Annotated in this window: 22 protein-coding genes and 1 pseudogene; 10 read left to right on the forward strand and 13 right to left on the reverse strand. The window is 59.3% G+C overall.

Annotation, left to right across the window (positions count from 1 at the left end; genetic code table 11):
• Nucleotides 1-48: 48 nt before the first annotated feature.
• The 6 genes from ABH944_RS06115 to ABH944_RS06140 form a co-directional block, all read right to left on the reverse strand.
• On the reverse strand, nt 49-1347 hold the full coding sequence (locus ABH944_RS06115; RefSeq protein WP_404605101.1) for an MFS transporter: 1299 nt from the start codon (nt 1345-1347) through the stop codon (nt 49-51).
• A 28-nt stretch (nt 1348-1375) separates the two neighbouring features.
• Nucleotides 1376-2395, reverse strand: a complete 1020-nt coding sequence (locus ABH944_RS06120; protein ID WP_404605100.1) for a porin — start codon at nt 2393-2395, stop codon at nt 1376-1378.
• Nucleotides 2396-2735: 340 nt separating this feature from the next.
• Nucleotides 2736-3776: a porin gene (locus ABH944_RS06125; RefSeq protein ID WP_404605098.1), complete on the reverse strand. Its 1041-nt coding sequence runs from the start codon at nt 3774-3776 to the stop codon at nt 2736-2738.
• Between the two features lie 170 nt (nt 3777-3946).
• Complete coding sequence (gene dctA / locus ABH944_RS06130; RefSeq protein ID WP_404605097.1) at nt 3947-5305, reverse strand: C4-dicarboxylate transporter DctA; 1359 nt, start codon at nt 5303-5305, stop codon at nt 3947-3949.
• A 68-nt stretch (nt 5306-5373) separates the two neighbouring features.
• The gene (locus tag ABH944_RS06135; RefSeq protein WP_404605096.1) at nt 5374-6285 is read right to left on the reverse strand and encodes a substrate-binding domain-containing protein; all 912 of its coding nucleotides are present in this window, start codon (nt 6283-6285) and stop codon (nt 5374-5376) included.
• 46 nt (nt 6286-6331) lie between these two features.
• Complete coding sequence (locus ABH944_RS06140; protein WP_404605095.1) at nt 6332-7183, reverse strand: amidohydrolase family protein; 852 nt, start codon at nt 7181-7183, stop codon at nt 6332-6334.
• A gap of 143 nt (nt 7184-7326) precedes the next feature.
• Between ABH944_RS06140 and ABH944_RS06145 the strand changes: the two genes are divergently transcribed.
• The gene (locus tag ABH944_RS06145) at nt 7327-8556 is read left to right on the forward strand and encodes a LysR family transcriptional regulator (RefSeq protein ID WP_404605093.1); all 1230 of its coding nucleotides are present in this window, start codon (nt 7327-7329) and stop codon (nt 8554-8556) included.
• A gap of 69 nt (nt 8557-8625) precedes the next feature.
• Here the strand turns inward: ABH944_RS06145 and ABH944_RS06150 are convergent, their stop codons facing one another.
• From ABH944_RS06150 to ABH944_RS06160, 3 genes are all read right to left on the reverse strand, one after another.
• A complete protein-coding gene (locus ABH944_RS06150) occupies nt 8626-9537 on the reverse strand; it encodes a SphA family protein (protein WP_404605092.1) in 912 nt (303 codons plus the stop codon).
• 192 nt (nt 9538-9729) lie between these two features.
• Nucleotides 9730-10953: an MFS transporter gene (locus ABH944_RS06155; protein ID WP_404605090.1), complete on the reverse strand. Its 1224-nt coding sequence runs from the start codon at nt 10951-10953 to the stop codon at nt 9730-9732.
• Between the two features lie 265 nt (nt 10954-11218).
• Nucleotides 11219-11749 (reverse strand): cupin domain-containing protein, encoded by a 531-nt coding sequence (locus ABH944_RS06160; RefSeq protein ID WP_404605089.1) that lies wholly within the window; start codon nt 11747-11749, stop codon nt 11219-11221.
• A 249-nt stretch (nt 11750-11998) separates the two neighbouring features.
• On the opposite strand from ABH944_RS06160, the gene ABH944_RS06165 reads away from it, so the two are divergent.
• Together ABH944_RS06165 and ABH944_RS06170 are read left to right on the forward strand one after the other, a co-directional pair.
• Nucleotides 11999-12652: a TetR/AcrR family transcriptional regulator gene (locus ABH944_RS06165; protein ID WP_404605087.1), complete on the forward strand. Its 654-nt coding sequence runs from the start codon at nt 11999-12001 to the stop codon at nt 12650-12652.
• Nucleotides 12653-12676: 24 nt separating this feature from the next.
• Entirely contained in the window at nt 12677-13684 is a 1008-nt protein-coding gene (locus ABH944_RS06170) for a fumarylacetoacetate hydrolase family protein (protein WP_404605085.1), read from the forward strand.
• Between the two features lie 58 nt (nt 13685-13742).
• Here ABH944_RS06170 and ABH944_RS06175 read toward each other — a convergent pair whose 3' ends face one another.
• Nucleotides 13743-14909, reverse strand: coding sequence for an acetyl-CoA acetyltransferase (locus ABH944_RS06175; protein ID WP_404605084.1), 1167 nt, complete (start codon nt 14907-14909; stop codon nt 13743-13745).
• Between the two features lie 152 nt (nt 14910-15061).
• Here ABH944_RS06175 and ABH944_RS06180 point away from each other — a divergent pair, with 152 nt between their 5' ends.
• Nucleotides 15062-15628: a response regulator transcription factor gene (locus tag ABH944_RS06180; RefSeq protein WP_472975128.1), complete on the forward strand. Its 567-nt coding sequence runs from the start codon at nt 15062-15064 to the stop codon at nt 15626-15628.
• Nucleotides 15629-15702: 74 nt separating this feature from the next.
• Here the strand turns inward: ABH944_RS06180 and ABH944_RS06185 are convergent.
• Nucleotides 15703-15882, reverse strand: a pseudogene (locus ABH944_RS06185) (IclR family transcriptional regulator); the annotation flags it as partial.
• A gap of 352 nt (nt 15883-16234) precedes the next feature.
• Here ABH944_RS06185 and ABH944_RS06190 point away from each other — a divergent pair.
• The 4 genes from ABH944_RS06190 to ABH944_RS06205 all read left to right on the forward strand — a co-directional run bounded on the left by ABH944_RS06190 (nt 16235) and on the right by ABH944_RS06205 (nt 21427).
• Nucleotides 16235-16990 carry an SDR family oxidoreductase gene (locus tag ABH944_RS06190; protein ID WP_404605081.1) on the forward strand — a complete coding sequence of 252 codons (756 nt, stop codon included), beginning with the start codon at nt 16235-16237 and terminating at the stop codon, nt 16988-16990.
• Between the two features lie 204 nt (nt 16991-17194).
• Complete coding sequence (locus ABH944_RS06195; RefSeq protein ID WP_404605080.1) at nt 17195-18349, forward strand: epoxide hydrolase family protein; 1155 nt, start codon at nt 17195-17197, stop codon at nt 18347-18349.
• A gap of 793 nt (nt 18350-19142) precedes the next feature.
• Nucleotides 19143-20690 (forward strand): DUF6351 family protein, encoded by a 1548-nt coding sequence (locus ABH944_RS06200; RefSeq protein WP_404605078.1) that lies wholly within the window; start codon nt 19143-19145, stop codon nt 20688-20690.
• A gap of 179 nt (nt 20691-20869) precedes the next feature.
• Nucleotides 20870-21427, forward strand: a complete 558-nt coding sequence (locus tag ABH944_RS06205; protein ID WP_404605076.1) for a sugar O-acetyltransferase — start codon at nt 20870-20872, stop codon at nt 21425-21427.
• Nucleotides 21428-21539: 112 nt separating this feature from the next.
• Here ABH944_RS06205 and ABH944_RS06210 read toward each other — a convergent pair whose 3' ends face one another.
• Entirely contained in the window at nt 21540-22454 is a 915-nt protein-coding gene (locus tag ABH944_RS06210; RefSeq protein WP_404605075.1) for a LysR family transcriptional regulator, read from the reverse strand.
• Between the two features lie 282 nt (nt 22455-22736).
• Between ABH944_RS06210 and lhpH the strand changes: the two genes are divergently transcribed.
• Both lhpH and ABH944_RS06220 read left to right on the forward strand, forming a co-directional pair.
• Nucleotides 22737-23744 (forward strand): trans-3-hydroxy-L-proline dehydratase, encoded by a 1008-nt coding sequence (lhpH, locus tag ABH944_RS06215; RefSeq protein WP_404605073.1) that lies wholly within the window; start codon nt 22737-22739, stop codon nt 23742-23744.
• 379 nt (nt 23745-24123) lie between these two features.
• Nucleotides 24124-25968, forward strand: coding sequence for an FAD-binding oxidoreductase (locus ABH944_RS06220; protein ID WP_404605071.1), 1845 nt, complete (start codon nt 24124-24126; stop codon nt 25966-25968).
• An 82-nt stretch (nt 25969-26050) separates the two neighbouring features.
• Here the strand turns inward: ABH944_RS06220 and gspG are convergent, their stop codons facing one another.
• Nucleotides 26051-26491, reverse strand: a complete 441-nt coding sequence (gene gspG / locus ABH944_RS06225; RefSeq protein ID WP_404605070.1) for a type II secretion system major pseudopilin GspG — start codon at nt 26489-26491, stop codon at nt 26051-26053.
• Nucleotides 26492-26944: the final 453 nt, after the last annotated feature.

The raw sequence follows: 26944 nt of genomic DNA on the forward strand, positions 1-26944 counted from the left end.
TGAATACGCGACGCGGCCATCGGGTGGATTCGTCCGCGTCCGGGTCGATCAGGTCCGCGCATGCGTGCCCGGGCTCCGTTCGCTCTCCTGCGCATCGACAGCGGAACGCGGGCCACCCGGCATCCAGCGGGTGGTATTCCACGCGGCGATCGCAATCAGCAGCAGCGCGCTGCCGGCGACGAACAGTGCAATGGCCGATCTCAAGCCGATCGACGGTGACAGGAGCGCGATCGCATACGGCGCGATCGAGCTGGCCGCCGTCATCGCGTAGCTGATACCGATGCCGGTCGCGCGGCCTTTGACCGAAAAGCGCAGCGCCTGGTAGAGTGGCAGAATGCCGAACAGTCCGCTGGCAAAAAGACCCATCAGGCAAGCACCCGCGGCCAGCAGCCATACGTTCGACACGAGCGTATAGAGGACGGTCAGCGGAATCACCATGCAAAGGAACAGGACGATCGTGCGGCGTTCGCCGAGCCGGGCGGCAACATAGCCGCATAGCGGCTTGCCGGTCAACGATCCGACCGAATAGGCCGCGAGGAACGGATAGATACGGCTTGCGTCGATGTGCTGCACGGAGATCAGGAAGGTTGGATACAGCACCTGCACTGACCACAGCATGAAGTTGATCGTGCCCGAAAAGATCCATGCCTGGAGAGCTGCGGGATTGAACTCGAATGCCTCGAACGCACTGCGCCGCGAGTGGCGTTGCTGGTCGCGTATCCAGTCAGGCGATTCGGCGATATTTTTGCGTATGAAGATCGTCAGCAAGGCAGGCAGCACGCCGATCATGAACATCCAGCGCCACCCGAACACCGGGAACAGCAGGTGGAACGTCGCCGCCGCCAGCATGTAACCAATCTCGTAACCTGAGACCATGATGCCGGACGCGTACGGCCTGATGGATTCGGGCACGGTTTCCATCAGCAACGAAACCGACACGGTCCATTCGCCGCCGAAGCCGATACCGAACAGAATCCGCAACGCCATGAACGACGCATAACTCCACGCCAGACCGCTGAGCCCCGCCGCGCACGAGAAGCACAGAACCGCTGCGATGAACACGAGTTTGCGGCCGAAGCGATCGGCTGCCAAACCCCAGCCTATCGTGCCGACGATTTTCGCCAGTCCCGTCGCGGTCACGATCAACGTCATGGCCGGCAAGCCCACGTCGAACACGCGGCCCAGATGCGGCAGCAGGAACAGCAGCATTGCGAAGTCGAAGGAGTCGAGCGCCCAGCCGGCAGTTGCCGCCGCAATGACCTGCCAGTGCGATCGCAACAACCGCCATTGTCCTGAACGGGTTTGGCCGGCGCTCACCTGTTCTGCTTTGGGCTGTAAATCTTCCACGCTATATTTCTCCGCAAATCGGACAGGCTCAGAAGAGCTGGTTGATGCCGACTGAGAACGCCAGCTGATGCGACGCGTGAGCTGCATTCAGTGCCGCGTTGCTGATGTAGCTGCCGTGATAGGTCGTGTAGTCGCTCTCGGCATACAGGCGTGTACGTTTGGACAACAGGTAGACCGCGCTGAGGATGCCCAGGTTCTTCCGTCCCTTGCTGGTCGGCAGGTTCGTCACGTAATAACCGGCACCGAGATTGACGTCATAGGTGGGGTTGTATGTCACGCCGCCCCAGTAGTTTTCCGTGCGCGCAGCGGTCGCGGGTGCCGCGTTGTCCGTGGTCTCGTTCATGTAGCCGCCGGCAAAACGCAGCGTGCCGAACTTCAGCTCGGAGCCGAACGCGACGTAGTCATCCGGCTGATACGCTGTGCCGACCAGCACGGTGCGATGAATATACGTCCCGCCGATATTAAAGAAGCCGGCCTTGTATTGCAGTCCGACGCCATGCGCGGTGCCGGCATTGAAATCGCCCGCCACTCCGCCCGGGGCTTCCTCGGCACCGACGTGAAACGGCCCCCATACGCCGGAGTATTTGATGTCGTTGCTGAAGTGTGTTCCATCGACCGCCGGTGTCAGGGGGATGATCGACGGATAGCCAAAATAGAACGGGTCGAAATCGTGCAGCACGTCGTGGCCGAGCGTATATTGACGCCCCAGGTCCAGCGAGCCATACGGGCTGCCAATGCCCACGAACGACATCCGGTTGAAGAGCAGGCCCGTTGTGTTGTCCAGTGCGCCAGTACCTGTGTTGAAGCCGGTTTCAAGCTGGAAATGCGCATTCCAGTTGCCGCCGAGATCTTCCTGACCGAGGAAGTCCAGCCGGTTCGCGGTGAACAGTCCGTTCGAATTCATGGTCGTCACGCTGCCCTTGCCGTTGCTGATGTATCGCACTCCTCCATCAACATTACCTGCCAGAGTGACTGACGACTGCGCATGGGCGGCGCACGCGATCGTCCCTATTGCCAGCACGCAAGGGCGCCAACGATTCGTTTTCATCTGGTTGATCCGCTTATGTTGTCTCTCCGTGCTCAAACGGCAAGAGAGTTGTCTCCTTTTATGCGGCGGGGCGAGCCAGACGTGGCGTGTGCAGCAGCGCCCCGACAAGCGGTATGACATGTCAAAACGGTGGTTAGAAAAGCTTGGCAACGCCGCGCGCGGTCTCTGTATCGTGTTTGCGGATGTCCGCTTCGTCCTTCCGAAGTGGGCCGATTCAGATTAGCGGGAATCATGGATTTATCCACGCCCCCCGTCTATTGAATAACCACGCGGATGGGTTAACCGTTTTGTAAAGACCTGGGCACCGGGTGGCGTAGCACCCGGGTGCGAGCCTGGCGTACTAGAACAGGACGTCGATACCAACGGTGACGGCTGTCTGACTGGGCGTGCCCGCCGGGTTCAGCGTGCTGACTACGGCGTGCTTATACGACGTGTAATCGACTTCGCTGTAGAGCGTGGTGCGCTTGGACAGCAGATAGGCGAGCGAAATGATCGATATCCCGCGGCGGCTGGCCTTGTCGTTCGACACGGTGGTCTGATAATAGCCTCCATCGAAAACGATGGAAGGGGTGATGTTCCAGGCGAGACCGCCGAAGGCGTTGTTGGTCACCTGGTGCGGTCCCACCGGATTCTGCAGATCCTCGGACATGAAGCCGCCCGACACGCGTACCGGGCCGATCCGGTAGCCGGCGCCGCCCATGTAATAACTGTCGCCAATGTAGGTCGTGCCGGTCAGTATGCTGCGATGCCCATACACGCCACCAAAGCTCACCGGACCCGCGGCATAACTCGCGCCGACCGAGCGCGTTGCTCCACTACTGAAATCGCCCGCAACACCGCCAAGCGAATTGTCGGCTTCGAACAGCAACGGACCAAAGTTGTTCTTGTACTTGATGTCGTTGTTGTTGCGCGTGCCGTCCGAGGCGGTGGTCAATGGCAGGATCGGTGTGTAGTGGAAACCGAACGGATCGTAGATGCTGATGATGTCGTGCGAGATCGTGTACTGGCGGCCGAGGTCGATCGACCCGTACTTCGAATTGCCGATGCCGACAAACGCCTGCCGGTTGAATTCTATGCCGGTGGTGTTGTCGTATTGTCCGTTGCCGAGGTTGAAGCCGTTCTCCAGCTGGAAGTGCGCGTTCCAGCCATCACCCAGGTCTTCCTTCCCCAGGAAGCCGAGCTTGTTCGAACTGTAGTAGCCGTTCGAATTCATCGTGAACACGGTACCACCGCCTTTTACGGTATTCGTCTGGTAACGGATGCCACCGTCTACCGTACCGTATATCTGGACGCTCGTTTGCGCATGTGCAGACATTGCACCCAGCGTACCGGCTGCGGCCGACAATCCAAATCCAATGGTTCTCCAAACCTTTTTTTTCATAATATGTCTCCGATTTAATGTCTTATATGTGGAACACTTGGTGACGGCGAGGATCAGCTATAAATTTCGTATAACTAATCAAGTGTATTGTTTTCAAAATCCGATGACCGGCTTCGAGCTGAGACAGCAACGGTCGTTCATCTGCGCTGCCGGCCTCTGCGCATTTGTCGTTAGTTTCCTGCCTGAGCGCTGCTCGTCTGGCTGAGGCGCCCCGAGGGCGGGTCCACCTGCCTGAAGCCGGTTTTCAGTTCATGGCGTAGCGCGACGCGATCGAGCGCCTTTTCCCAGTTCGCCACCACGATGGTCGCCACGCTATTGCCGACTATGTTTGTAAGCACGAACGCGCTGGACATCGCCTTGTGAATGCCGAGAATCAAGGCGATCGATTCCACCGGAATCGTGTTCGATGCGGCGAGCGTCGCTGCCAGCACGGCAATTGCCGCGCCGGACACGCCGGCCGCGCCCTTGGACGTGAGCAGCAGGACGGCGAGCAGTACCACCTGGTCGTGCCAGGTCATCGGCGTGTTGGTGGCCTGAGCGAGAAACACGGCGGCTGCGGCGAAATACAGGCACGTGCCGTCGTGATTGAAAGAGTACGCTGTCGGCAGGACCAGACCCACCACCGATTTTTCGCAGCCAAGCCGTTCCAGCTTGTCGATCAGTTGCGGGAAAACCGTCTCCGACGAACTCGTGCCGATCACGAGCAGCAGTTCCGCACCAATGTAACGCATCAGGCGCAGCAGACTGAAGCCGTTGACTTTCGCGATCGGCCAAAGGATCAGCAAGATGAAGAGCGCGCAGGTCAGGTAGAACTCGATGACGAGCTTGCCGAGCGAGAGCAGCGTACCGAAGCCGAACTTGCTGACCGTGAAGGCGATTGCACCGAAAGCGGCGAGCGGCGCGATTTTCATCGTCAGGCCGATGATCCAGAAGAGCGAACCCGATACCGCATCGATCAGCTTTAACGCCGGCTGTGCACGCTCGCCGATCGCGGCCAGGCCAAACGCAAACAGCACCGAGAAGAAAAGCACCTGCAGCACGTCGCCGCCGGCGAATGCACTGATCGCCGTGTGCGGAATCACATTGAGCAGAAATCCGCTCATGGTGACGACATGGTGCGCTTGCACCACGTACGCATCGACGGCGGCGGAGTGCACGCTGCGCATGTCCACGTTCATGCCGACACCCGGTTTGAGCAGGTTGATGACCACGAGGCCCAGCACCAGCGCGAGCGAGGTCACCGCTTCAAAATAGATGAGCGCCTTGATCGCCACGCGGCCCACCTTCTTGAAGTCGTTGGCGCCCGCGATGCCGCTGCACACTGTGCAGAAAATGATCGGCCCTATCAGCATCTGGATGACGCGGATGAAGGCGTCGCCGACGGGCTGCAGATTGATGCCGAACTTCGGGAAGTAATAACCCGTGACAATGCCCAGTGCCATACCGGCCAGTACTTGGAAGGACAGGTCGCGGTAGAACGGTTGACGTGCCTTGGGTTTAGCGGCGGCGGATTTGCCGGGCAAGCTCATGGTGTCTCCTAGTCAAGCGGCGGCGAATTCGGGTTCGCTCAAAAATGGTGAAACGTACGGATGCGGCTCTAGCGCGCGGCGTCACCCAGGATGGCGAGACTGTCGGCGAAGATTTCGTCGACACTCAGCTTACGCGGCAGCAGCTGCTGTTGCTCGCAGAACGCAAGGGTTTCCTCGAGCGGCCCGCGCAGTGCGTCGTATCCAAACAGTAGCTTGTCCGGCTTACTGGCGTTCTCTGCAACGACTGAAGCCTTGCCGCGACACAGCAGGTCATACACCGCGCGCATGGCTTGCGGCTGTGCATCGCCCAGCGCCTTCGTTACCACGACAACATGATTGATCGGAACGTATTGGTGGAGGGCGTACCACGCGCGGTCGGCGGCGGCCGCATCGCCGATCAGCGGTTCGAGGCCCGGCTCGTCCGGCAAATCGTTGCCGAGAATGACTGCATCGAGTTCGCCCGTGCGCAGCATCGGCAATAACTGTTTGCCGGATTCGGCGCGGCGCACGAACGGCGGATCGCGATATTCCTCCAGATGCGCGCCTTCGATCGTGATCCAGTCGATCTTGTCGAGCGGCACGCCGTAGGTTTGCGCGAGAATGGCGCGCACCCACATGCCGGTGGTCTGCGTGTAGGCACGCACGCCGACTTTTTTGCCTGCGAGGCTGCCGACATCGAGCTTGCCGCGCTGGGCATTATAAATAATGCAGCCTTGCTGGAAGCGCGCGGCGACGACGGCCGGCAACAGCACGACCGGCTTGCCGTAGGCTTTCGCCTGCAGATACGTGACGATCGCCAATTCGCTGATGTCGTACGCCTGACGGCGCGCCATCGGTGCGAATGCACGGTGAATCGGTTCGACCTCCTCAAATACCAATTCGACGGCGGGATCGGTCAGTTCGCCGGCTTTCAGGGCTCGCGTGTGAGGATAGGTGTGCAGCGCAGTCTTCAGGCGCAGCGGTTGCGTAGAGGTGCTCAAGGTCGTGTGTTCCTGTTTTGTTCCGGACGGATGCATCAAGCACGGTTCAAGCGGCTAGCGCCGGATAAATCGTGCTCGCGGTACGGCCGAAGATCGCTTCACGCGCATCGGCGGGCAGCATCGACAGACTCTCCCGGGCATCGGTGAGCAGTTGCGGCAGCGTGCCTTCGGCAGCCGGGAAATTCGATCCCCATGCAATACGATGTGCGCCGAATGCGTCGAGCACGCGCGGGAAGAAGGCAGCAGGTGTTGACGCGCCACGCGCGGCTTCGGCGATCGTGCGGTTCGTGAGTTTCAGATACACGCCCTGATGCGACGCGAGGCTGAAGAGCGGTGCGGCGGCTTCGTACGGCGGCCCGCCGGCGAGGTCCGGGCGTGCAAGGTGATCGAGCAACACCCGGATCTCCGGAAAGTGCGCGAGCATGTTCAGGAGCGCAGGAATGCCTTGCGCAGTCATCTGCAGGCAGATCGACACGTGATGGCGCTGCGCGTATTCCCAGACCGGGAACGAGCGCTCGTCGTCGAGCCAGCCCGCCTGGCCGGGCATCGTGCTTCCGGTTGTGAAAAGGCGCAGCCCGGAGAGGCCCGCATCGAGCCAGCGCTGCATCTGCGTGACGGCGTCGCTCGCCAGCACGTCGACCGAGAACACGCCTGCGAAACGCCCGGGATGGCTGCGTACCGCTTCGACCACATAACTATTGTCGTTGCCATAGACCGTCGAGGCTTGCACGACCACCGCACGGTCAATGCCGGCTTCGTCCATCGACGTGAGCAGGCCCTCAAAGCTGACAGGACGCTGTGCTGACCATTCCGACTGGTGACCACCGACCGGCGCGAGAGGATAACGTTGTTTATCCGGGGAAATTGCGTGAGTGTGCGTGTCGATGACGACGGTCATGTACCGGCTCCTGACTGGAAACTTATTGATCGAATGGGCGTTACTGTAAGCGAGATGTAGCCGGGGTCCTTAATATGAAGTGCGCCGAAAGGCATAAATTTTGGTTAAGCTAAGGGTTTTCACATAGCCATTCCGGAGAATCGATGGATGGAGTCAGGAGTACGTCATCGGATGACGATCTGACGCGATTAAGGCGTCTCTTCCTGTTCGATGCGGTGTGCGAAGCAGGTGGGATAGGACAGGCGGCAGCCCGCGCCGGCCGCACGCAGCCCGCGGTGAGTCTCGCCATCAGCAAGCTGGAAGCGAGTTTCGGCGGTCAGCTGTTCGAACGTGGCTTTGGCGGCAGCGAATTGACAGCGGAGGGCATGATCCTGCAACGGCGCGTGCGTCGCATGCTCGACCAGATGGAGCGTGCGGTGGCGAATCTGACGGGCCAATCGGCGGTATCGAACGCGGGCAAGATTTGCCGCCACCTGACCGATACCCAGGTGCGCTGCCACATCGCGATTGCAAACGCGGGATCGGCGGCAGAGGCCGCACAGACGTTGGGCATTTCGCAGCCGGCCGTGCACCGGGCGGCGCGGCAGATCGAGCAGAACGTGGGGATGTCGCTGTACCGGCGGCGGGTGCACAGCGTGTCGGCAAACCCGGCGGGCATCGAATTCGCGCGTTGCCTGAGTCTGGCGCTCTGCGAGATCGCGCAGGCGAGCGAGGATCTGGCTTACGCCCGTGGGCAGCTCACCGGCAAAGTGGCGATCGGCGTCTTGCCGTTGCTGCCGCCACGCCTCGTCGCGCGCGCCATTCAGCGGCTGCGCGAGCGCTATCCTGCTGCACGCGTCACGGTTGACGAGGGTTCTCACGCGCGGCTGCTGCGCGAGCTAAGCGCCGGCGCGATCGATATCATCATCGGCGGGCTGCGCGAGCCTCGCCTCACGGGGTCCGTGCAAGAGACGGAACTGTTCGCCGATCCTTACGTGGTTGCCGTACGCAAGGGGCATCGGTTGGCCGGGCAGAAATCCATCGCGGCTCACGACCTTGCCGATTACGACTGGGTCGTGCCACAGCGCAATGTGCCGCGACGCGCGGTGATCGATTCGATCTTCGCGCGGCTGCCGGTCAAGCCGCCGCTAGTGGTCGAGACCAGCTCGCTCGCCATGATGATCGCGATGCTGGTGGAAAGCGATTGCATCACACTCCTGTCGCGTGCGCTGATTCGCGAGGCCTCTCCCGGAAGCGAAATGGTCGCGTTGGAACTGGTGACGCCCGAGGCAAGCCGGGCAGTCGGGTACACCTTGCGTACCGACTGGCTCGGCACCGCCGTCCAGCAGGCATTCGTCGGGCATCTGCGTGAGGAATGTGCATCTCGACTCTGAGCGCAGGTCAAATGTCAGATCGACGTCTGCGTCAACAGGCTCGGGTTTTTCACCTGCTCAAATACTGATCTAGAATTTGAAAGACACCGACGCGTGAAAGAAAGATACGTCGACGTCGTTTCGGGTTTTGACGTTTTGCAGATACCTCAATGTGACCTGGGCAGGGCCGAAATTGTAGGAGAGGATCGGCCCTGCAAGCACATGCTCGAATCGATTGCCGTTGCCCACGATCTGCCCGTACTGATAGTCGTCAGTAAACTGACGTGAATAGTTGCCAATCACACCAATGGTCCACCGTCCAATCGTCTTTGCCGCCGTGACATCCATGTAGTAGGCGCTGCCCGAGTGGTAGTCAGTAGTTGAATTGGTCCGGTTGAAGTCGAACACGTTATTGACGGTGAAATTCCAGCCGTTCGCCAGATAGGTGATCGCGAAACTCGGTTCGGCCGTCCAGTAATCGTTGGCATAGCTCGTCTGCTCGGGCGCACCGTTCGCGTATTGGTGGTGACCATTGGGCAGATAGACGGTCATTGCCGCAGACGTGAAGAACCCATGCCCCAGGTTCCATGACAGAATCGCGGGCGTCAACACCGTGTTAAAAAAACCGGCGGTCTTCGTCGACTTGCCGCCGAGCGCAGTCGTGTCGACATCATGCTCCGCATAGACCTGCACGAGTCCCATTGCATATTGAGCGCCAAACAGTTGCCAACCTGGCACCCAGAGCAATGCCGGCGACGTGGCGACGTTCTGCACTCTAAGAGGCGCGCCATTTCCGCTGCCATCGACTAACGTATTGCCTCGGGCGATGTAGAAGTCCTCGGTGACGTAAAAACCGGCCGGTGGCAAAGCCCCAGAGGGCGCGCCGGTCGTTACACCCGGTTGATAGGGGCTCGCGTTTTCAGATGCCTGGACCTGAACAGACCAGCAACCAGTGGCCGCCGCAGCGGCGGCCACTACCTTTAAATTCAAGCGAATGGACATACGATGTCTCCTCCAACAGGTCTTTTTTATGAGTCCGCTTGCTGCGCTATGGACGTTGCGTTCGTGGTCGATTGCAGGTATCCGATAAAATAAGGATTCCTGATATTTATTCATAAAAATAAAGGCATTATTTCAAAGATCTGTACTGCATCAGGCCGCACAACCTTAGTCTGCGGTGCCGTTGGCAAATAACTATTTGAAAATAACGTCCGGCTGCTTATTGAGCTCAGTTTGTACGGACTCGGGCCGGCGCACGGCCAAGCTGGCGGATGCCGTGATGAGCGTGACGATGGCGAGAAATGTCCAGGCGTGCAGGAAGCCGAATGTCTCCACCAGTTTTCCATATAGCGCGGGCACTCCCACACCGCCAACTGCGACGATAGTCAGCATCAGCCCGGCAGCAGTGGGAATGTCGCTGACCTCGATTTCGCTCCGGTAAAGGCCAGGGAAGCCAATCCATACGACAAATCCGAGGATTGCCGACCCACCGATAACGGCTGCTGCAACCATGACGCCTGCAAGCCCGAGATGTGGGACGAGCAGGAGCGCAATGCTTTCGGCTACAAACGCGCCTACCATTGTTGGCACCGGCCCGAAGACCTTGTCGGCGAGCCACCCGCCCAATATGCCGCCTACCATGCCGCTAATCAGTAGCAGCACCGCAATCGTCGCCCCGGTATCGGGCGCAAGATGCAAGTGCGCTGTCGCATAGGCAGGCAACAGTTGGGCCGCGGTAAAGTAGCTGCCGTACCCGCCGGAAAAGGTCACGCCAAGCATCCAGAGATTGCGATTTCCGAAGGTCCGGGCGAGCGACGCGAGGTTCAGATGGTGCGCGCCGATTTCATCGTGCTGGGCGTCGGGCGGGTAGGGGAACAGAAACATCACAGCAATGAATGTGACGACGCCTACCGCAGCACCGAGCAACAGCGCCGTTCGCCACCCATGCTCCGCCACGAGGAGGTCCCAGCCGTGGAGTCCCAATACGGCGCCCACGGTAAATGCGACGCCCGTTATCAAGCCGTTCGCGGTTGCCAGTTCACTGTTCCGGAACCAGGCGGCCGTCAGTCCGATCGCACTGCCGAGGTAGATCGAGCCACCGATACCGCAGAGGAATCGACCGGCGAGCAATACGTCATATCCGACCGCCCGCGATGACAACACGGTTCCGCATGTCTCTACCGCAATCCCCAGCAACATGGCAACACGCAAACCGAAGGCCTCGGCGATCATGCCGCCGGGGATATGCGCGATTCCGTACCCCGCTATGAATAGTCCCACCACCACACCGATCTGGGCAGGCGTCAGATGCATTTCCACGGCCACGCCCGAGAAGGTCGGCACCACGTTGAACCAGTTCAACGTGAACTGGATGAACGAAAAAAAGATGACGGCAAGGGCCGTCCAGCGGTTCTTCAAGATAGTCTCCTCTGACGATTGCGCGAGCGGTGAAAGAAGGAAGCGCCGAGGTGATCCGGATCGCAGAAGCGTATGGACTCCGGCAACGCTTCCTCGACGCCTTCGCAATCCGCGGAATATGGCGGCCTTCATCCTCAATCCGTCGCTCAGTTTTTCTTATGAATGGTGTTGAATTCGGGTGCTATGAATTCCTGGTTTTATTAAGGTATCCTGATTCATAAAATCGATCGCTGTGAATGGAGATTGGTCACCGCGATGAATCGTTCTAAACCGGGTGTGCGTTAATCAGTATGGCCGCAATGATGCATGGCTGATTTCCCCGCACGCTCCAGCTGTGCACCGTTCCGCGCTGCACGAAAACATCGCCCTCCTTGAGCAGGACCTCGCCGGTATCGAGGATTGCGTGCATCTCACCCTTCATAACGACCAGATAGTCAACGGTGGCGGTCTTGTGCATCAACGGATCGCTGGACGCATCGTGATGAGCGGTCGGCGCGCCGATCGACAAGAACGCCTTTCCCACATCCGAATTACCACGCCATGCGCCGTCGGGCGGAAACTCGACAACCCGGAAAATGGATCCGCCGGACGGCGGCTCCAGTCGCACGGGCCGCACGACGGCGTCTGCGCTGGAACGATTGTCGGCGGGCGACACGTCCGTTTCCCAAAGGTCGGTGAGAGCCAGTCCCGGCATCGACTCCATCTCCTTGACGTTAGTCGCATAACCGTCGAATAGAACAGTGGAGCGTCCTTCAGCATCATGTCCGGTGATGACGCGACGTATTTTTGAAACCATGGGCTTTATCCTCATTCGTTTGATTTTCCGGCCACGTACGATCGGCCGCCGATTGAACCAGAGAGGCCGGATGACCTGGCCTCCGCCGTTTCCATGAGGCGGATTCTGCGCCGTTTGAACACTTGTTCAACTAGGTTAACCACTTAATCAATTTTACTTAACGGTTAAAAAATTTAATTGATCACGTGAGCGGCACGCGATAAAGTGACATCGGTCTGCATCGAGCACGATCTATTCAGGGAGCAACACATGCAGAAGCCAGGCGAAGCACAACTGCCTGCAACAGAACGTGGCAATACGCGTGAACGGATCGTTGCGGCCGCAGAGGAGCTGTTCGCGCAGCTTAGCTTTGACGGTGTGTCACTGCGAAATATCGCGCTGAAATCGGGGGTTCCGGTTGGCCTCGTCAGCTATCACTTCGGCGGCAAGCTGGGCGTTTATCGGGCGATCTTCGAGTCGCGCGCGCCGGCGATTGTCGAGCAGCGTGAAGCGGGGTTGGCCCTGGCCGAACTCGAAGAGGATCCTGACCGCCGGTTGGAGCTGATCCTGAAGGCGCTCCTGCTTCCCATGCTGAAACTGAGGTCGACAGAAGGCCGGCAGCACTTCGGGATCATCATGGCGCGCGAGGTCAACGATCCCTCTTCGTCGGAGCGGGGGATTATTCAGCAGATCTTCGATCCGGTGGCCAACGCATTCATCGATCAATTGCGCGTTACCTTGCCGGATCGCAGCGAGGCGGAAATTCACTGGGCCTATCAATGTGCGATCGGAACAATGGTCTATGCAATGGTCGACGTTGGCCGCATCAGCAGGTTAAGCGCGGGCAAGGCCGACCCTGACGATGTCGACGGGACCCTGCGTCATCTGTTGTCCATACTGCTCAATGGATTACGCAGGCGCTAAACATTATTTACTTAGGATAATGTAATGAAACTTGTGACATACCGCCGCAGCGACAGCGGCCCCCGAGCAGGCGCGCTGATAGACGACGGTGCAACCATTGTCGACTTGAGTGCGGCCAGTGAGCATGCGGATGCTCGCGGTGTCGCCGATCCGCGCTTCAACAGCGTCCTTGCGATGACCGAGGGGGCGGATGCGGCGCTGGAGCGCGCCTACGAACTTGTCCGGGCGGCGCCGGCCAGTGCCCGGGTGCGGCGCGTGGCCGCTGTGCTGGACGCGCCCGTTCAGCCCCCTGTACAGATGCGCGACTGCCTCTGCTTCGAAGGCCATCTGATCCAGGCTTTCCGGAACGCGCGCACGCTACGGGCTCAACAATTTCCCGACCCTGAAGCGAAGTTCGCGGAAATGGAGCGAGAAGGCATCCTCGCCGTGCCGAAGACGTTCTACGAACAGCCGATTTACTACAAGGCAAACCGGCTCGCAGTGATTGGCACCGACCACGACGTTCGCTGGCCTGCGTACAGCAATCTCCTCGACTTCGAGCTGGAGTTCGGCTTTTTTATCGGCCGGCGCGCCACTGACGTTCCCAAGGAGCAGGCGCGCAGTTATATCTACGGATACACGATCTTCAACGACGTGACGGCACGTGATGCGCAAACCGCCGAGATGGGCGGGCAACTCGGACCGGCAAAGGGCAAGGATTTCGACACCGCGAATCCGATGGGCCCCTGTCTCGTCACTGCCGACGAGCTCACCGATCCCTACAATCTCTCAATGGTTGCGCGAGTCAACGGCGAAGAGTGGACGCGCGCCAGATCGAATACGATGTACTGGTCATTCGAAGATCTGATCGCTCATATTTCACGCAGCGAGACGTTGTATCCCGGCGAATTCATCGGCTCCGGAACCGTTGAAGGTGGATGCGGGCTTGAGCTGATGCGCTTTCTTTCGCCCGGCGATATCGTCGAACTGGAAGTTGAAGGGATCGGGGTATTGCGCAATCGCATCGTGCGTCCCGGCCATCCGCACTCGTAGAACATGGTCTGTTTTGGCAGGGAATTTATGCTAAGCACTCCTCCCTGCCAATCGTTCATCACTTTTTACGTTCAAGAACACTGACGTAATTGGCGACAGCGGAGCCACCCATGTTGAATACGCCAGCCAGCTCTGCGTTTGCAAGCTGCATGGCGCCAGCCTCTGCGCATAACTGCATGGCCGAAAGCGCATGCATTGAAACGCCGGTAGCGCCGATCGGATGGCCTTTCGCCTTCAGGCCGCCCGATAGATTGACGGGCAATGCACCGTCTCGTGTCACGATTCCTTCATCGATGACCGACGCGCCCCGCCCGGCGGGTGCGAGCCCCATGGCTTCGTAGCTGAGCAATTCGGCGATCGTGAAGCAATCGTGAACCTCGGCAAACGACAGATCGCCAATCTTCACTCCAGCGCGTTGCATCGCAAGGGCCCAGGCCCGCCGGGGGCCTTCGAACGCAACCGGGTCGCGTCGCGACATCGGCAGGAAATCGTTGACCTGAGCGGTAGCGCGAAATGCTACCGCGCGAGGGAAATCCGCCAACAGTGAATCGTCCGCGAGAACAAGCGCGGCAGCGCCATCGGAGACGAGCGAACAGTCGGTCTTGCGCAACGGCCCTGCAATAATGGGGTTCTTGTCCGACACCGTATTGCAGAAATCGAAGCCCAGGTCCCGGCGCATGTGCGCCCAAGGGTTGAAGGTTCCGTTAAAGTGATTCTTTGCGGCTATCCTCGCAAGCGACGCGCGTTGATCGCCGTATCGTTCGAAATAGGCCTGCGTGATTTTGCCGAATATGCCTGCAAAACCGTGGTCGATCGTGGACTCTTCTTTTACATACGAGCAGTTGCCGAGTATCCGGGTTGCCTCGCTTCCCTGGACGGACGACATCTTTTCGGCGCCGACCACCAGCGCAATTCGCGCTGCGCCGGAGCGAATGGCATCGATTGCGCCATATATCGCAGCCGAGCCCGAAGCGCAGGCATTTTCCACACGTACGGCAGGCTTCCAGCGAAGTCCGTCATCCGCCTGGAGCACTAGTGACGAACAGAACACATCGGGAACGAAACCACCGTTCAGATTCCCGAGCCAAATTCCGTCGACACGCTCGGATGAAATGGCCGCATGATCGATTGCTGCTTTTGCGACGCCCGAAATCAGCGACTCGAGATCCAGTTCGTCAAATTTTCCGAACGGTGTGTGAGCCCAGCCCACAATGGAAACGCCCATTTTGCCCTCGCTTGTACGGATGATGGATTCCGTCAAAACTTACCCGCGTCGGCGCACCGCGGACAGTCGCAAAATTACGCTAAGGGCAAACCCTGAATATGGTCGAAACGGTCCGACACCACTCGACACGTACCTGGATCAACACAACGATGATGGACTCAGACACTCCCGACGCGCTGCACGACCTGACGCTGGCTTTTCGCCTCGCTCCAGTGGGTCTTCTCGTGTCCAGACAACGCATCATCAATCACTACAACACGGCGTTTTCTGACATGTTCGGTTACGGCGAGCGTGAATTGATCGGCCAATCGTTAGAGCAGCTCTACCCGTCGCATCACGAGTTCGAGCACATAGGGGAGCGCGCTTCTCAAACGATGCGCGAACAAGGCCGATACAGCGACGAGCGCATCATGCGCCACAAATCCGGTCGCCCGTTCTGGTGCCATGTATCGGGAAAAGCATTGAATCGAGCGGCCCCGTTGGTGGAGGCGGTATGGGTGTTCGAAGACCTGTCGGCGCGCTGGTCGGTCACCGCGGAGCTGACGACTCGCGAACGGGAAATCTCGCAGTTGCTTGTAATGGGAAAGTCGAGCAAGGAGATTGGACGCGAACTCGCGATTAGCCCCAGAACAGTCGACGCTCATCGTGCCCGGCTGATGAACAAGATGAATGTGTCCTCCGTCAGCCAACTGGTGGCGCGGCTGATCGGCCGGACGTAGTGATTTTGAAGGCTGTTCAAAGCTTCCAGGTAGAAGCCAGCCTGTTCAACCAACAGAGGCCCATGTGCCTCCGATCAACTCCCATATATCCGCTCGCATAGGCCGACACTGGCGCCCAATTTTCTAGACAGTTCCGATGCCGCATTTAATTGAAGGCGGTCGAGTTCGCGCGATGCATGCGCGGCATCGAGCCGCGACGCCGGGCCGGAGAAGGTGAGTGCTGCTTTGAACTTGTCGCCCTCGCCGAATACCGGCGCTTTCTTTCGTCGAGGCTGCTAGCGAGTGAAGTATCGGTTCAACCAGGGATGAAAGGTGGAACGACAACCCCCTGCGTAAAACCTGCCGACTTCATCAGTTCGGCGAGACCGACCGCATCCTCCGTTCGGCCGACAACGACTCAATCAGGTCCATCGAAAAATACAATGTTGATCGCCATTGACATGGGTAAGGATGACGATAATAATCCACAGCAATGACAATGTCATTTGCGATTGTCTTAAGTCTCGCCTTCTTTACCGGACTGTTCGGGCAACCTGGGGACACAACGGCTACCTGACGTCTGAGCAAGCAAGCATCAAACCCTGACGCATCTGAAAGGAAACGATCATGACACTCACTGGAAACACAATCTTCATCACGGGGGGCGGTTCGGGCATTGGCCGCGGGTTAGCCGAAGCGCTCCATAAGCACGGCAACAAGGTCATCATCAGCGGCCGCCGGCGAAGCCATCTGGACGAGGTCGTGGCGGCGAATCCCGGTATGGCTGCTATCGAACTCGACATTGCCGATCCGGCCAGCATCGAGAGGGTGGCGGCACAACTGATCGCGGACTATCCCGATCTCAACGTGCTGATCAACAACGCAGGGATCATGCAGCCTGACCAGGCGGGTGGCCACATCGACGACGCGTTGATGGTGTCCACCATCACGACCAACCTGATCGGGCCGATTCGCATGACGTCTGCGCTGATCGATCACCTCAAGACCCGGAACAACGCTGTCGTCGCCTATACCAGCTCGGTCCTGGCTTTCGTTCCGTTGGCTGCGACTGCCGTGTATTCGTCGACCAAGGCGGCATTACATTCGTACGTCCTGTCGCAACGCTTCATGCTGCGGGACACGAAGGTTCGCGTACTCGAGATTGCCCCGCCTTGGGTGCGGACAGACCTCATGAACAGCCGCGAAGCCGAACAGGCGATGCCGCTCGATGCGTTCATCGACGAAACGATCGCGGTCCTCGGAACCGATGTGGATGAGGTTCTGGTTGAAGGCGCGAAGCTGTTCCGCGGCAACCCCGGGCCCGGTGAACACGTCCTGGTCAACGGCTTCAATGAACAGATGGCGGAAGTGTTTGGCGGGTGAGTGGCGGCCAGAAGATTGACGAGCCGCTGCTGGTTGCCATCGATATTGCCTCGGTCTTCTTTCGCCAGGACCGTCGCTCAAACGGACATTTCCCCGACGATTCTGGAGGGCTGTAATGCTCGGGTGAAGTCCCGCCATGTTTGGGCGTTCGACATGGCTACCTGGATCGTGGAGAATTGACGGCACCTTTCCAGAGGAGGTGCCATGCATATCGAGCCATTTCAGATTTCCGTGTCCGATGTTGAGATCGACGGGTTGCGCCGGCGTTTGCGCGACAGCCGATGGGCGCCCATGACTCCATCCGGTTCGTGGCAACAAGGCACAGACACCATCTGGTTGCGCGAATTGGTGAAGTACTGGGCCGACGGTTTTGATTGGCGGACTGCGGAACGCGGTCTGAACCAGCAACCTCAATTCATGGCTGACGTGAACGGTCAGCGCGTGCACTTCGTCCATCGACGTGGTGTTGGACCGCGGCCCTATCCGGTGGTCATCACGCATGGCTGGCCCGGATCGTTCTTCGAATTTCACGCGTTGGCTGATCTATTGTGCGACCCGGCTGCATTCGGTGCGGACCCGGACGATGCCTTCGACGTCGTTATTCCTTCACTGCCGGGCTTTGCGTTTTCGCCGGCACCTGCCGCCCCCGGCACCTCCGCGTTTCAGGTAGCGGATCTTTGGGCATTGCTGATGCGAGGTCTTGGGTACGAGCGATTTGGCGCCCAGGGTGGTGACCTGGGTGCGGGGGTGTCGGTCGCGCTCGCTTTGCGGCACGCCACGGTAGTCGATGGAATTCATCTTAACTTTCTGCCGGGATCGTACGAACCCGCCGTTGACGGCGCTGATTTGCCGCCTACCGTCGCAGAACAAAATTTCCTTCGAGAGAAGGGTGAGTGGGCTGCGCTCGAGGGCGGTTATGCGCATATGCACGGCACCAGGCCGCAGACGTTAGCCGCGTCGCTTAACGACTCGCCGGCCGGGCTTGCTGCATGGATCGGGGAGAAGTTTCGCGCGTGGAGCGATTGCGACGGAGTTATCGAGCGCAGATTTTCAAAAGATGAGTTACTTACCAATCTATCGCTCTACTGGTACACCCAGAGCATTGGTACAGCCATTCAAATGTACTGGGAAAACCGGTTGCAACCCATGCGTTTCGCCCTGGGACAACGGGTATTGCCGCCGGTGAGCTTTGCGCACTTCCCGAAAGAGATTAACCATCCGCCGCGTGTATGGCTGGAACGAGTGTTCAATGTCGCGCAATGGACCGACATGCCGCGTGGCGGCCATTTTGCGGCAATGGAAGAGCCTGAACTCCTCGCGGCCGACATTCGTCACTTTTTCAGGCGCTTCCGGCAATGAGTTCGTTGAAGAATCTTCCCTGAGCGGGATGCGATCTGTGTTTCGCCGTCGGACCTATCCGACTGAAGTGCGGATTCCTGGAACGCGTGTTGCCGCACCTTGGTGTGCCCGCAGTGTTTTGTGCGTTGTCGGTGGTGACTCTTTGCGGAGCGGTCGCCGCTACATTCGCGGTCGAGACCAGAGTGCGATCGCTCGAATATGTCGAAAGTCAAAAAGTACTCCGAACGAATAGACTTGACGCATCCGAAACAAGAAATGGCTTTCTCGAAACCGGCAGTCACAGTGTCGACTTGCACTGAGTCAAGGTCCGCGCTTGCTCACGGGCTCGGACTCAGTGCGAACCCACATAGTCAATCGCAGTCCACAAGCGGGCTGGCGCTCAAGCCCTGACACTCAATCCGGCCGCATCGGCTGGCTAGGTTGATTCAACCTTCAAGATTGATCAATCCGCGTCCACCGGACTGACCACGCCAAGCGACGAACTGGCGTTTCTCGCGCACTGACGAGAGGCTCATTAAAGCTGACCGTCGAACGAGTGTGCGGCACGATGAAAAGGGTTAACACCGACTTGGCACGCGATCGGAACATCTCTAGTCTCTCGTTCATTGACTGAACGACCGGACGGTTTATTAATTTAACTGCCGTCGCGTCGTCTGGTGAATTTGTCTCCCTCTTCAGATACCCATCTACTGCTCGTTGCCGCGCAGCGATCCTGCTCGTCCCAACGAAAGCAAAGGGCTCGACTTGCCGGCGATGGCAGCGATAAATGCGGTATCTCTCTGGAGACGTGAACGTGAACAGTCGGATCGAAACTAATAACACGCGGCCTTGGCTCCTGCTGGCGGCAATAGTCTGCACGGTCATGCTGCCCGGCTGCAACGGCGGCGACACGCCGGCATCGGCTGCCGCGGTTATCAACTACGCGGCACTTTGCACCACCATGAACGGCAAGCAGATCGATGGAATTTCCGTTACAGCAACCACACGGATCGCACCTGCCGGTAATGTCCCGGGCTATTGCAAAGTGAGCGCAACCGGCGCAAGCGGAACAGAGCTCGATATTGAAGTTGATTTACCGGACAACTGGTCGAACCGGCTGCTCCAGGAAGGCGGAGGCGGTTTTGACGGAAGTATTCCCACAGTGGAAGCCACGTCCGCGCAATTCCCGCTGATCATGCCGCTGCAACGCGGCATCGCTTATACCGCATCGAACGGAGGCAACCGCACGGGCAACCCGACGGAGTTCCTGACGAAAGCGACCGAGAAAAATGACTACTCATACGCGTCCACGGAAATCACGATTCACTTCGCGAAAGCAGTGGTTGCCGCCTTCTACGGGGCGCCACCGAAATACACCTACTTTAGCGGCGCGTCGAATGGCGGCCGCGAGGCGTATCTCGTCGCACAGAATCTGCCTGGTGACTACGACGGGATCATTGCCGGCGACGAGTCGATGAACATGGGGACCCAGGTGACGGCGATGCTCAATATCGCCACCCTTGCAGGGTCGCCGGCAATGCCATCGAATGCTCAATGGACCGCCGCCTACAACGCGGCGACGGCGCAATGCGGCACGACGAACGGCGTTATCCTGAATCCGGCTGCATGTACCTTTGATCCGTCTACGTTGTTATGCGGCGCGTCAGGTGCACCGGCCGCGACCTGCCTGTCATCCGCACAGTTGCAGACGGTCAGGCAGATCGTTGCGCCATTGACGACAAGCGGAGGCACGCTGCTTTTTGCCGGCTACAACTGGGCCGATTTCGGCAGCCAGTTCGGCGTGGGTTCCTATGGGGGCTTGGGCGGAGGGTTCGCCGCGATCGCGACAAACAACGGTGGCTGGTTGCTGCCCGCCACCGCGCCGGGCAGTCTGCAGGCGAACTTTAACGTGGACACATCGTATCCAATCATCGCTGCCGGTCTGCAAAGTGCGGGGGCCGATCACAACCTGCAGGCGATCGCGCAATACCTGATGCTGGGCAAGAAGATGATCTCGTTCAACGGTGGAGCGGATCCTCTGATCTCCCCGCGAGATCATCTGCGCAACTGGCTGACAGTCACTCAACTGGCCGGTGCGGCTGCGAGCAATGCAAGGTTCTACCTGGAACCGGGTGTGGGTCACGTGCTTGGCGGGAACGGTCCGGATCAGACCGACTATCTGGGCGCGATGATCGCCTGGGTCGAGCAGGGCACTGCGCCAGGTCAACTGTTGCTGACGAAATTCGACGCCAGCGGCAATGTCCTGGCGACGTTACCCGATTGTCCTTATCCTTCGGTTCCCCACTACTCCGGGTCTGGCAACGTAAGCTCGGCGGCCAGCTACACGTGCGCGAGCAGCTGATCCGACAAGCGATCATCGACACATTCAATGCACGTACCGCTGAAAGGGCTCGTCGAAGGCGAGCCCTTTCCAGTTTTTTCCCCGTCATTTATGGTTGAAAGTCACAGGCTATACTCAGCGCGCGGCACGGCCGTCATGCGCCGAATACACCCTCGATCGAAACCGGAGGAAAATAGCGAATGGCGAATGATGATCGCGCCAAGATAGTTCCCCGGGGAACGCCGGAATCAGCGGCCATGTCCGCAAACGTCAAACGAGCGATGGCGATCACCGCTACTCTCAACTGGCTGACGTTCAACGATGCGGACAAAGTCCGGGCCTTGTTCAGCGATCTCATCGGCAAGAAGGTGGACGACAGCTTTTTATTGATCCCCCCGTTCTACACAACCGGCGCGGTCGATATCAGTGTCGGGCGCAATGTCTTCGTCAATCAGAATTGCACTTTCTATGACCTCGGCGGGCTCGACATTGCCGACGACGTGATGATCGGGCCCAACGTGAGCATCATCACGCCTGGCCATCCCATTGAACCTTCTCAGCGGCGCGCCTTCGTCATTGCAAAGCCCATCGTGATTGAGAGAAACGTCTGGATCGCAGCCGGCGCGACCATCATCGGCGGCGTAACGGTAGGCGAGAATTCGGTTGTCGCGGCAGGGTCGGTCGTCACCAGGGACGTTCCTCCGAATACGCTTGTCGGTGGAAATCCGGCGAGGGTCATTCGTTCGATTGCTGACTAAGAGAACGTCCGCAAGAGGTCGATTCCGGCACGAAAAAAGTTCATCGAGACAGTCGATGTCGGCATCGTTCCAGAGTCGCACGGAAGCGCGGCAACGGGTCCGGTCCGATTTGCTAACTCGTACTCGTCAAAGCGACGATAAAGTCGAGAAATACCCTTGTCTTGGTCGGCATGTGGTGCCGCGATGGATGGTACGCATAGAGCGGGAAGCGCTCATCCGGCCAGTCCGGGAACAAGTTGACGAGCCGTCCCTCCCGGATCAGGTGCTCGGCTCCGAGCAGAAGCATCTGCGCGACGCCGGAGCCGGCCAGACACGCGTTGAGGAGCGCGCTCGGATCATTGACGGTAAGCCGTCCATTAGTTTGGATAACTATCTTTTTACTCTTTCGATGAAACTCCCACGGATACGGTTTTCCAGTATCCGGGTTCCGGAATTCGAGGCACCTGTGCACACCGCGATTCAGCTCTTGAGGCTCCGCCGGCCGTCCCCGGCGAGCGAGGTACGAGGGCGATGCGACCGTGACAACAGCGGTGTCGAGGAGTTTTCGCGCAACCAGGCTGGATGAGTGAGGTTCGCCAAATCGCAAGGCAAGATCGAAGCCGTCCATGATGAGGTCGCCGAGCTGGTCTCTCGTGATGAACTCGAGTTGAAGTTCAGGATGCGCATCCATGAATTCGTCGAGCTTCGGACCCAGAATGATTCGCGAAAAAACCGGGGCAAGATTGATTCGCAGCTTTCCGCGCACTGTTGCGGCGCCTCCTGCCGCGGCTGCGGCCGCTTCCTCCATTCCCCTTAAGTGCGGCATGACCTGCTCATAGAATCGCCGGCCCTCTTCAGTAAGGGAAACGGCTCGAGTTGTCCGATTAAAGAGCCGTGTCTTCAGCCGCTTTTCAAGTCGAGCGATGGCCCGGCTAACCCCGGGTGGCGACATACCCATCAATTCGGACGCGGCGGCGAACGTCCCCGCATCGACGACGGCAGCAAATACGCTGATACCGCTAGAGAGATTCTCGCTGGACGATCTCATGGCGCTGCATCCTGGTTATTCAATGGTCGGGAGACGTTAGGTCGAACGCCAACATAGCATGCAGGACGACTCCGGTGCGCAGCCCCCGTGTTGCCTGTCCGGACACGCCTGGACTTGGAAAGGGATAAGGTGATCGGACCTCGCGGACTCCGTTCGGAGGGCCATCCATTGCGTAACGCTGGATCCGTGCTTTGCCTCATGAAAGAGCTACTATATTCACGAACGTGCACGTCGCATGGCATCCGGAATGGCGTGCAGGCATCACATAGAGGATATAAAACCATGCAGGTCAGTCGCACAATCAGTACTGTCGAAGTTCATACCGGCGGCGAGCCGTTCCGGATCGTCACGTCGGGGCTTCCCCGCTTGCAGGGCAACTCAATCGTGGAGCGCCGCGCCTGGGTACGCGAACATGCGGATAATATTCGCCAGGCCCTGATGTTCGAACCCCGCGGACACGCAGACATGTACGGGGGTTATCTCACGCCGCCCGTTTCCCCCACAGCTGATTTCGGCGTCATCTTCCTGCATAACGAGGGATATAGCGACCACTGCGGGCATGGCGTGATCGCACTGGCGACCGCTGCGGTCGAGCTCGGCTGGGTGCAGCGTGAATCGCCCGAGACGCGGGTCGGTATCGACGCACCGTGTGGTTTCATCGAAGCATTCGTCAAGTGGGACGGCATGCATGCCAACGGTGTGCGATTCATTAACGTGCCATCGTTCATTTACAGGCGCGACGTGAGCGTCGAAACACCGACCTACGGGACGGTGACAGGCGACATCGCGTTCGGAGGGGCGTTCTATTTCTACACCGACGGCGCACCGCATGGCCTCGCCATTCGGGAGTCGTCGGTCGACGTGCTCAAACAATTCGGCGCGGAAGTGAAGATTGCAGCCAATCGGGCGTTTCCGCTCGTGCATCCGCACATTCCGGAAATCAACCATATCTACGGCACGATCATTCACGGCGCGCCAAGATTTCCCGAATCGACTCAGGCGAACTGCTGCATTTTCGCGGACAGGGAAGTGGACCGTTCTCCAACGGGTTCGGGCACCGCAGGCCGCGTGGCGCAACTATATCTGCGTGGCGAGATTGGGCAAGACGACGTACTCGTGAATGAATCGATCATCGGCACGGTGTTTCGTGCGCGTGTTGTCGGTGAAACGCAACTCGGCGAGTTCCCTGCCGTGATCCCCGAGATCGAAGGCTCAGCCCATGTTTGCGGATTCGCAAACTGGATCATCGACGAGCGGGATCCGCTCAAGTATGGATTCCTGGTGCGTTGAGCGGCGCTTGCTGTCACCGTGCTGACAAGGCGCGTGGATCAGCGCAATGGTCTTCTCAACCAGCCGCTGCAATAGCCTCTCCGCTTCTGGGCGTCGACGCCTCTGCAAATGGCCGCTTGCATCACCGCAGTGGCGCCGAGGTCCCCTGCAGCCGGCAACATCGGGAACCTGTGATGCAGCGCCTGCGGCACTAGCGCAGGCCGCCCAATCCGTCCCGCGGCAGACCCAGCTCGCCCCATTCCGGTTGCCGCTCAAGAGGCGTCAAACTACGCTGGCTGGCATCCTCCTATGGATGGTCCGCCTATGGCTGTGTTGCTCACCCTGCTCAAATACGCTAACGCCCTGATCCTCGTTGCCTCATGGGACGAGGCTTGGGTGTTTGCTGTCCGACGTGGACGGTGCGGTTCAAGTCCCCGTTGGTGAGGAGGACGTTATGGACAGACGATGCCTTCTAAAGGGGGTTGCGGCCCTGCCGTTCCTCAGCACCGTCTCGACCTTCGCTGACGCGCTTCCTGCCGTGGCTGGAGCGGGCCGCGTCCGGCCCGGCGATCCTGCATGGCCGCAACCGAAGGAGTGGGAGGAGTTGACTCGAGCGGTTGGCGGAAACTTGTTGCAACCAAGGACGATTTGGCAGGCCTGCGCAGAAGCGCCTCGCGCGCAAAGTTGCCTTGTTCGCCTAAAGGAAGCGCGAAACCCGATCGCGCTCGGTGACGATCCCGGCGGCACCCAGATCTCCGGCTGGCTTGACGCATGGACACCCAGCGCGAGTGCCTACGCGGTAGCGGCCCGTTCTACCGCAGACGTGGTTGCGGGCGTCAATTTCGTCCGGCAACATAATTTGCGCATGGTGGTGAAAGGCGGCGGCCACAGTTACCTTGGCGGTTCGAACGCGCCGGATTCTCTGCTGATCTGGACCCGCGCGATGAACCGCATCGATCTGCATGACGCTTTCGTTCCATTGGGCTGCTCGACGCCGTCGGCGCCGGCTGTGACTGTTGAAGCGGGCTGCATGTGGATCGACGTCTACACCGCCGTCACCACCCGGGCGGGACGATACGTCCAGGGCGGCGGCTGTACGAGCGTGGGAGTTGCCGGCCTCGTCCTGGGCGGCGGTTTCGGGTCCTTCTCGAAGCACTATGGATTGGCGGCCGCGAGTTTGCTCCAAGCCGAGGTCGTCACGGCTGACGGCGTTATCCGCACGGTCAACGCATCCCGTGAGCCCGATCTTTTCTGGGCGCTGAAAGGCGGGGGCGGCGGCAGTTTTGGCGTGGTGACCAGGATCACGCTACAGACCCACGACCTGCCCGAGAACTTTGGCTGGGCCAAGGTCGAGGTCAAAGCGTCATCACCTGGGGCTTACCGGCGGTTGGTTAAACGCTTGGTCGATCACTATGCCGAAAATCTGTTCAACCCGCATTGGGGCGAGAAGCTCGTCTTTCACAACGACGAAATCCACGTGGCGATGGTGTGTCAGGGCCTGAGCGACGGTCAGGCAAAATCGGCCTGGGCGCCTTTCATCGAATGGGTGCGCGCCTCACCGGTGGATTTCACCTTGAACGAGGCGCCTCACGTCGGCGCCAGTCCGGCGCGCCGCTGGTGGGATATCGACGCCAACCCGGGACTTGTACCAGACCCACGACCTGACGCCGCGCATAACCATGGTTGGTGGCGGGGCGATGGAGATGAGGCCTCGGTATTCCTTCACGGCTACGAGTCGCAATGGTTGCCCGCGGCCCTTCTCGAACCGGGCCAACGCGGCCGGCTTGCTGACGCCCTCGTCGCGGCTGCCCAATTTCAGGCCGTGGAACTGCATGTCAACAAAGGACTCGCGGGCGCACCGCCGGAGGTGAACGAGCAGGCGCGTCAGTGCGCCATGAATCCGAAAGTCGCCGACGCCTTCTGCCTGATGATTGTAGCGACAGGCGGCGCGCCGCCGTTCGCGGGCCTCCCGATTGCCCCGCCGGACATGGCACAGGCGCGGCGCAATGCCGGGAGTATCGCGAAGGCTGCGGCCGTTCTCAAGGCGTTGTCGCCGCAAAGCGGTTCCTATATTTCCGAGACTGATTTTTTTCGCGGAGATTGGCGCGAAGCGTTCTGGGGGGCCCACTATGCGCGGCTGAAGACGATCAAGGATCGCTACGATCCGGAAGGTTTCTTCTTCGTCCATCACGGGGTAGGCAGCGAGGACTGGAGTCCCGACGGCTTCACGCCCGTGCGGTCGTGAGCTTTACCCATCGCCTGTGTTTGCGTACCGATGTTGCCGCATGCCCCGAGTCGGGACTCGGATCACTGAAGGGGATAACGCGCTAGTGCCAGGAACCTATGTCGGCATCGTTGCCATCACCGCCTTGCTTTGAGTCGGCCCCGTAGCTGAATACGTCGATCTCGCCATGGACGCCCGGGTTGAGATACTGATACGGATTGCCCCATGGATCGTTTGGCAAACGCTGGAGATAGCCGCCGTCCTTCCAGACCTTTGGCACCGGATTGGCAGCAGGTTTCTCGGTCAGGGCCCGCAGCCCTTGCTCCTGGCTCGGATAGCGGCCGTTGTCGCGGTGGTATAGCGTCAGCGCCTGCATGATTGTGCTGATGTCCTGTGTCGCCGCGACACGCTTCGCTTCGTCCGGGCCGTTCATGATCTTTGAAATGATCAGCGTGGCGAGCAGCGCCAGTATCGCCACCACGACGATGATTTTTCTTACTGTGAAAGCCGCGATATCCGTGCGGCGCTCAGTCCCCATTTGCATGATTTGCTACCTATTTTTCAGGAAGAAACGGTCGGGCAGCGTACGGGCTTCCTCGCGAATAGAGAGGAGTGAAACCAGCCCGACCGCTTATTGTAAGGTTTTGTCGCGGTGAGCGTGTAGGGCAAATGTAGCCTGTGGAGCGGCCGGACAACGGGATAGGGCGGGGCGATCTTCCGGATGACCCCGGTGGCATGCCGGAGGTCTCGCTCGTGCTGTCGAGCTTCGTATGCCCCGTTTCGCACGTACATTTCTGTATCACTTTTAAAACGGGCTGCAACTGCTTATGCGACGTCGGCCTGAAGCCCGCAAAACAAGCGTTTCAAACGGCATGGGAAAAACCCGATGTGCCTCCAGTAAGGCATTGGACAGCCGCAAGCGTTTGCGCGATTAATCCGACGGATAGGGCCGATTCGCTCATGGGCAGTTCAAGACTGAAACAAAAACGTTTTCATC

Origin of the sequence: Caballeronia udeis, from assembly GCF_044909315.1 — a bacterium.
GTDB lineage: Bacteria > Pseudomonadota > Gammaproteobacteria > Burkholderiales > Burkholderiaceae > Caballeronia > Caballeronia udeis_A.

Coding starts and splice junctions, on each gene's coding strand:
- ABH944_RS06180 (WP_472975128.1), top strand. CDS start 15,062: ATGGACTCAGACACTCCCGACGCGCTGCACGACCTGACGCTGGCTTTT.
- ABH944_RS06190 (WP_404605081.1), top strand. CDS start 16,235: ATGACACTCACTGGAAACACAATCTTCATCACGGGGGGCGGTTCGGGC.
- ABH944_RS06175 (WP_404605084.1), bottom strand. CDS start 14,909: ATGGGCGTTTCCATTGTGGGCTGGGCTCACACACCGTTCGGAAAATTT.
- ABH944_RS06160 (WP_404605089.1), bottom strand. CDS start 11,749: ATGGTTTCAAAAATACGTCGCGTCATCACCGGACATGATGCTGAAGGA.
- ABH944_RS06170 (WP_404605085.1), top strand. CDS start 12,677: ATGAAACTTGTGACATACCGCCGCAGCGACAGCGGCCCCCGAGCAGGC.
- ABH944_RS06150 (WP_404605092.1), bottom strand. CDS start 9,537: ATGTCCATTCGCTTGAATTTAAAGGTAGTGGCCGCCGCTGCGGCGGCC.
- ABH944_RS06195 (WP_404605080.1), top strand. CDS start 17,195: ATGCATATCGAGCCATTTCAGATTTCCGTGTCCGATGTTGAGATCGAC.
- ABH944_RS06140 (WP_404605095.1), bottom strand. CDS start 7,183: ATGACCGTCGTCATCGACACGCACACTCACGCAATTTCCCCGGATAAA.
- ABH944_RS06165 (WP_404605087.1), top strand. CDS start 11,999: ATGCAGAAGCCAGGCGAAGCACAACTGCCTGCAACAGAACGTGGCAAT.
- ABH944_RS06145 (WP_404605093.1), top strand. CDS start 7,327: ATGGATGGAGTCAGGAGTACGTCATCGGATGACGATCTGACGCGATTA.
- ABH944_RS06205 (WP_404605076.1), top strand. CDS start 20,870: ATGGCGAATGATGATCGCGCCAAGATAGTTCCCCGGGGAACGCCGGAA.
- ABH944_RS06125 (WP_404605098.1), bottom strand. CDS start 3,776: ATGAAAAAAAAGGTTTGGAGAACCATTGGATTTGGATTGTCGGCCGCA.
- ABH944_RS06210 (WP_404605075.1), bottom strand. CDS start 22,454: ATGAGATCGTCCAGCGAGAATCTCTCTAGCGGTATCAGCGTATTTGCT.
- lhpH (WP_404605073.1), top strand. CDS start 22,737: ATGCAGGTCAGTCGCACAATCAGTACTGTCGAAGTTCATACCGGCGGC.
- dctA (WP_404605097.1), bottom strand. CDS start 5,305: ATGAGCTTGCCCGGCAAATCCGCCGCCGCTAAACCCAAGGCACGTCAA.
- ABH944_RS06120 (WP_404605100.1), bottom strand. CDS start 2,395: ATGAAAACGAATCGTTGGCGCCCTTGCGTGCTGGCAATAGGGACGATC.
- gspG (WP_404605070.1), bottom strand. CDS start 26,491: ATGCAAATGGGGACTGAGCGCCGCACGGATATCGCGGCTTTCACAGTA.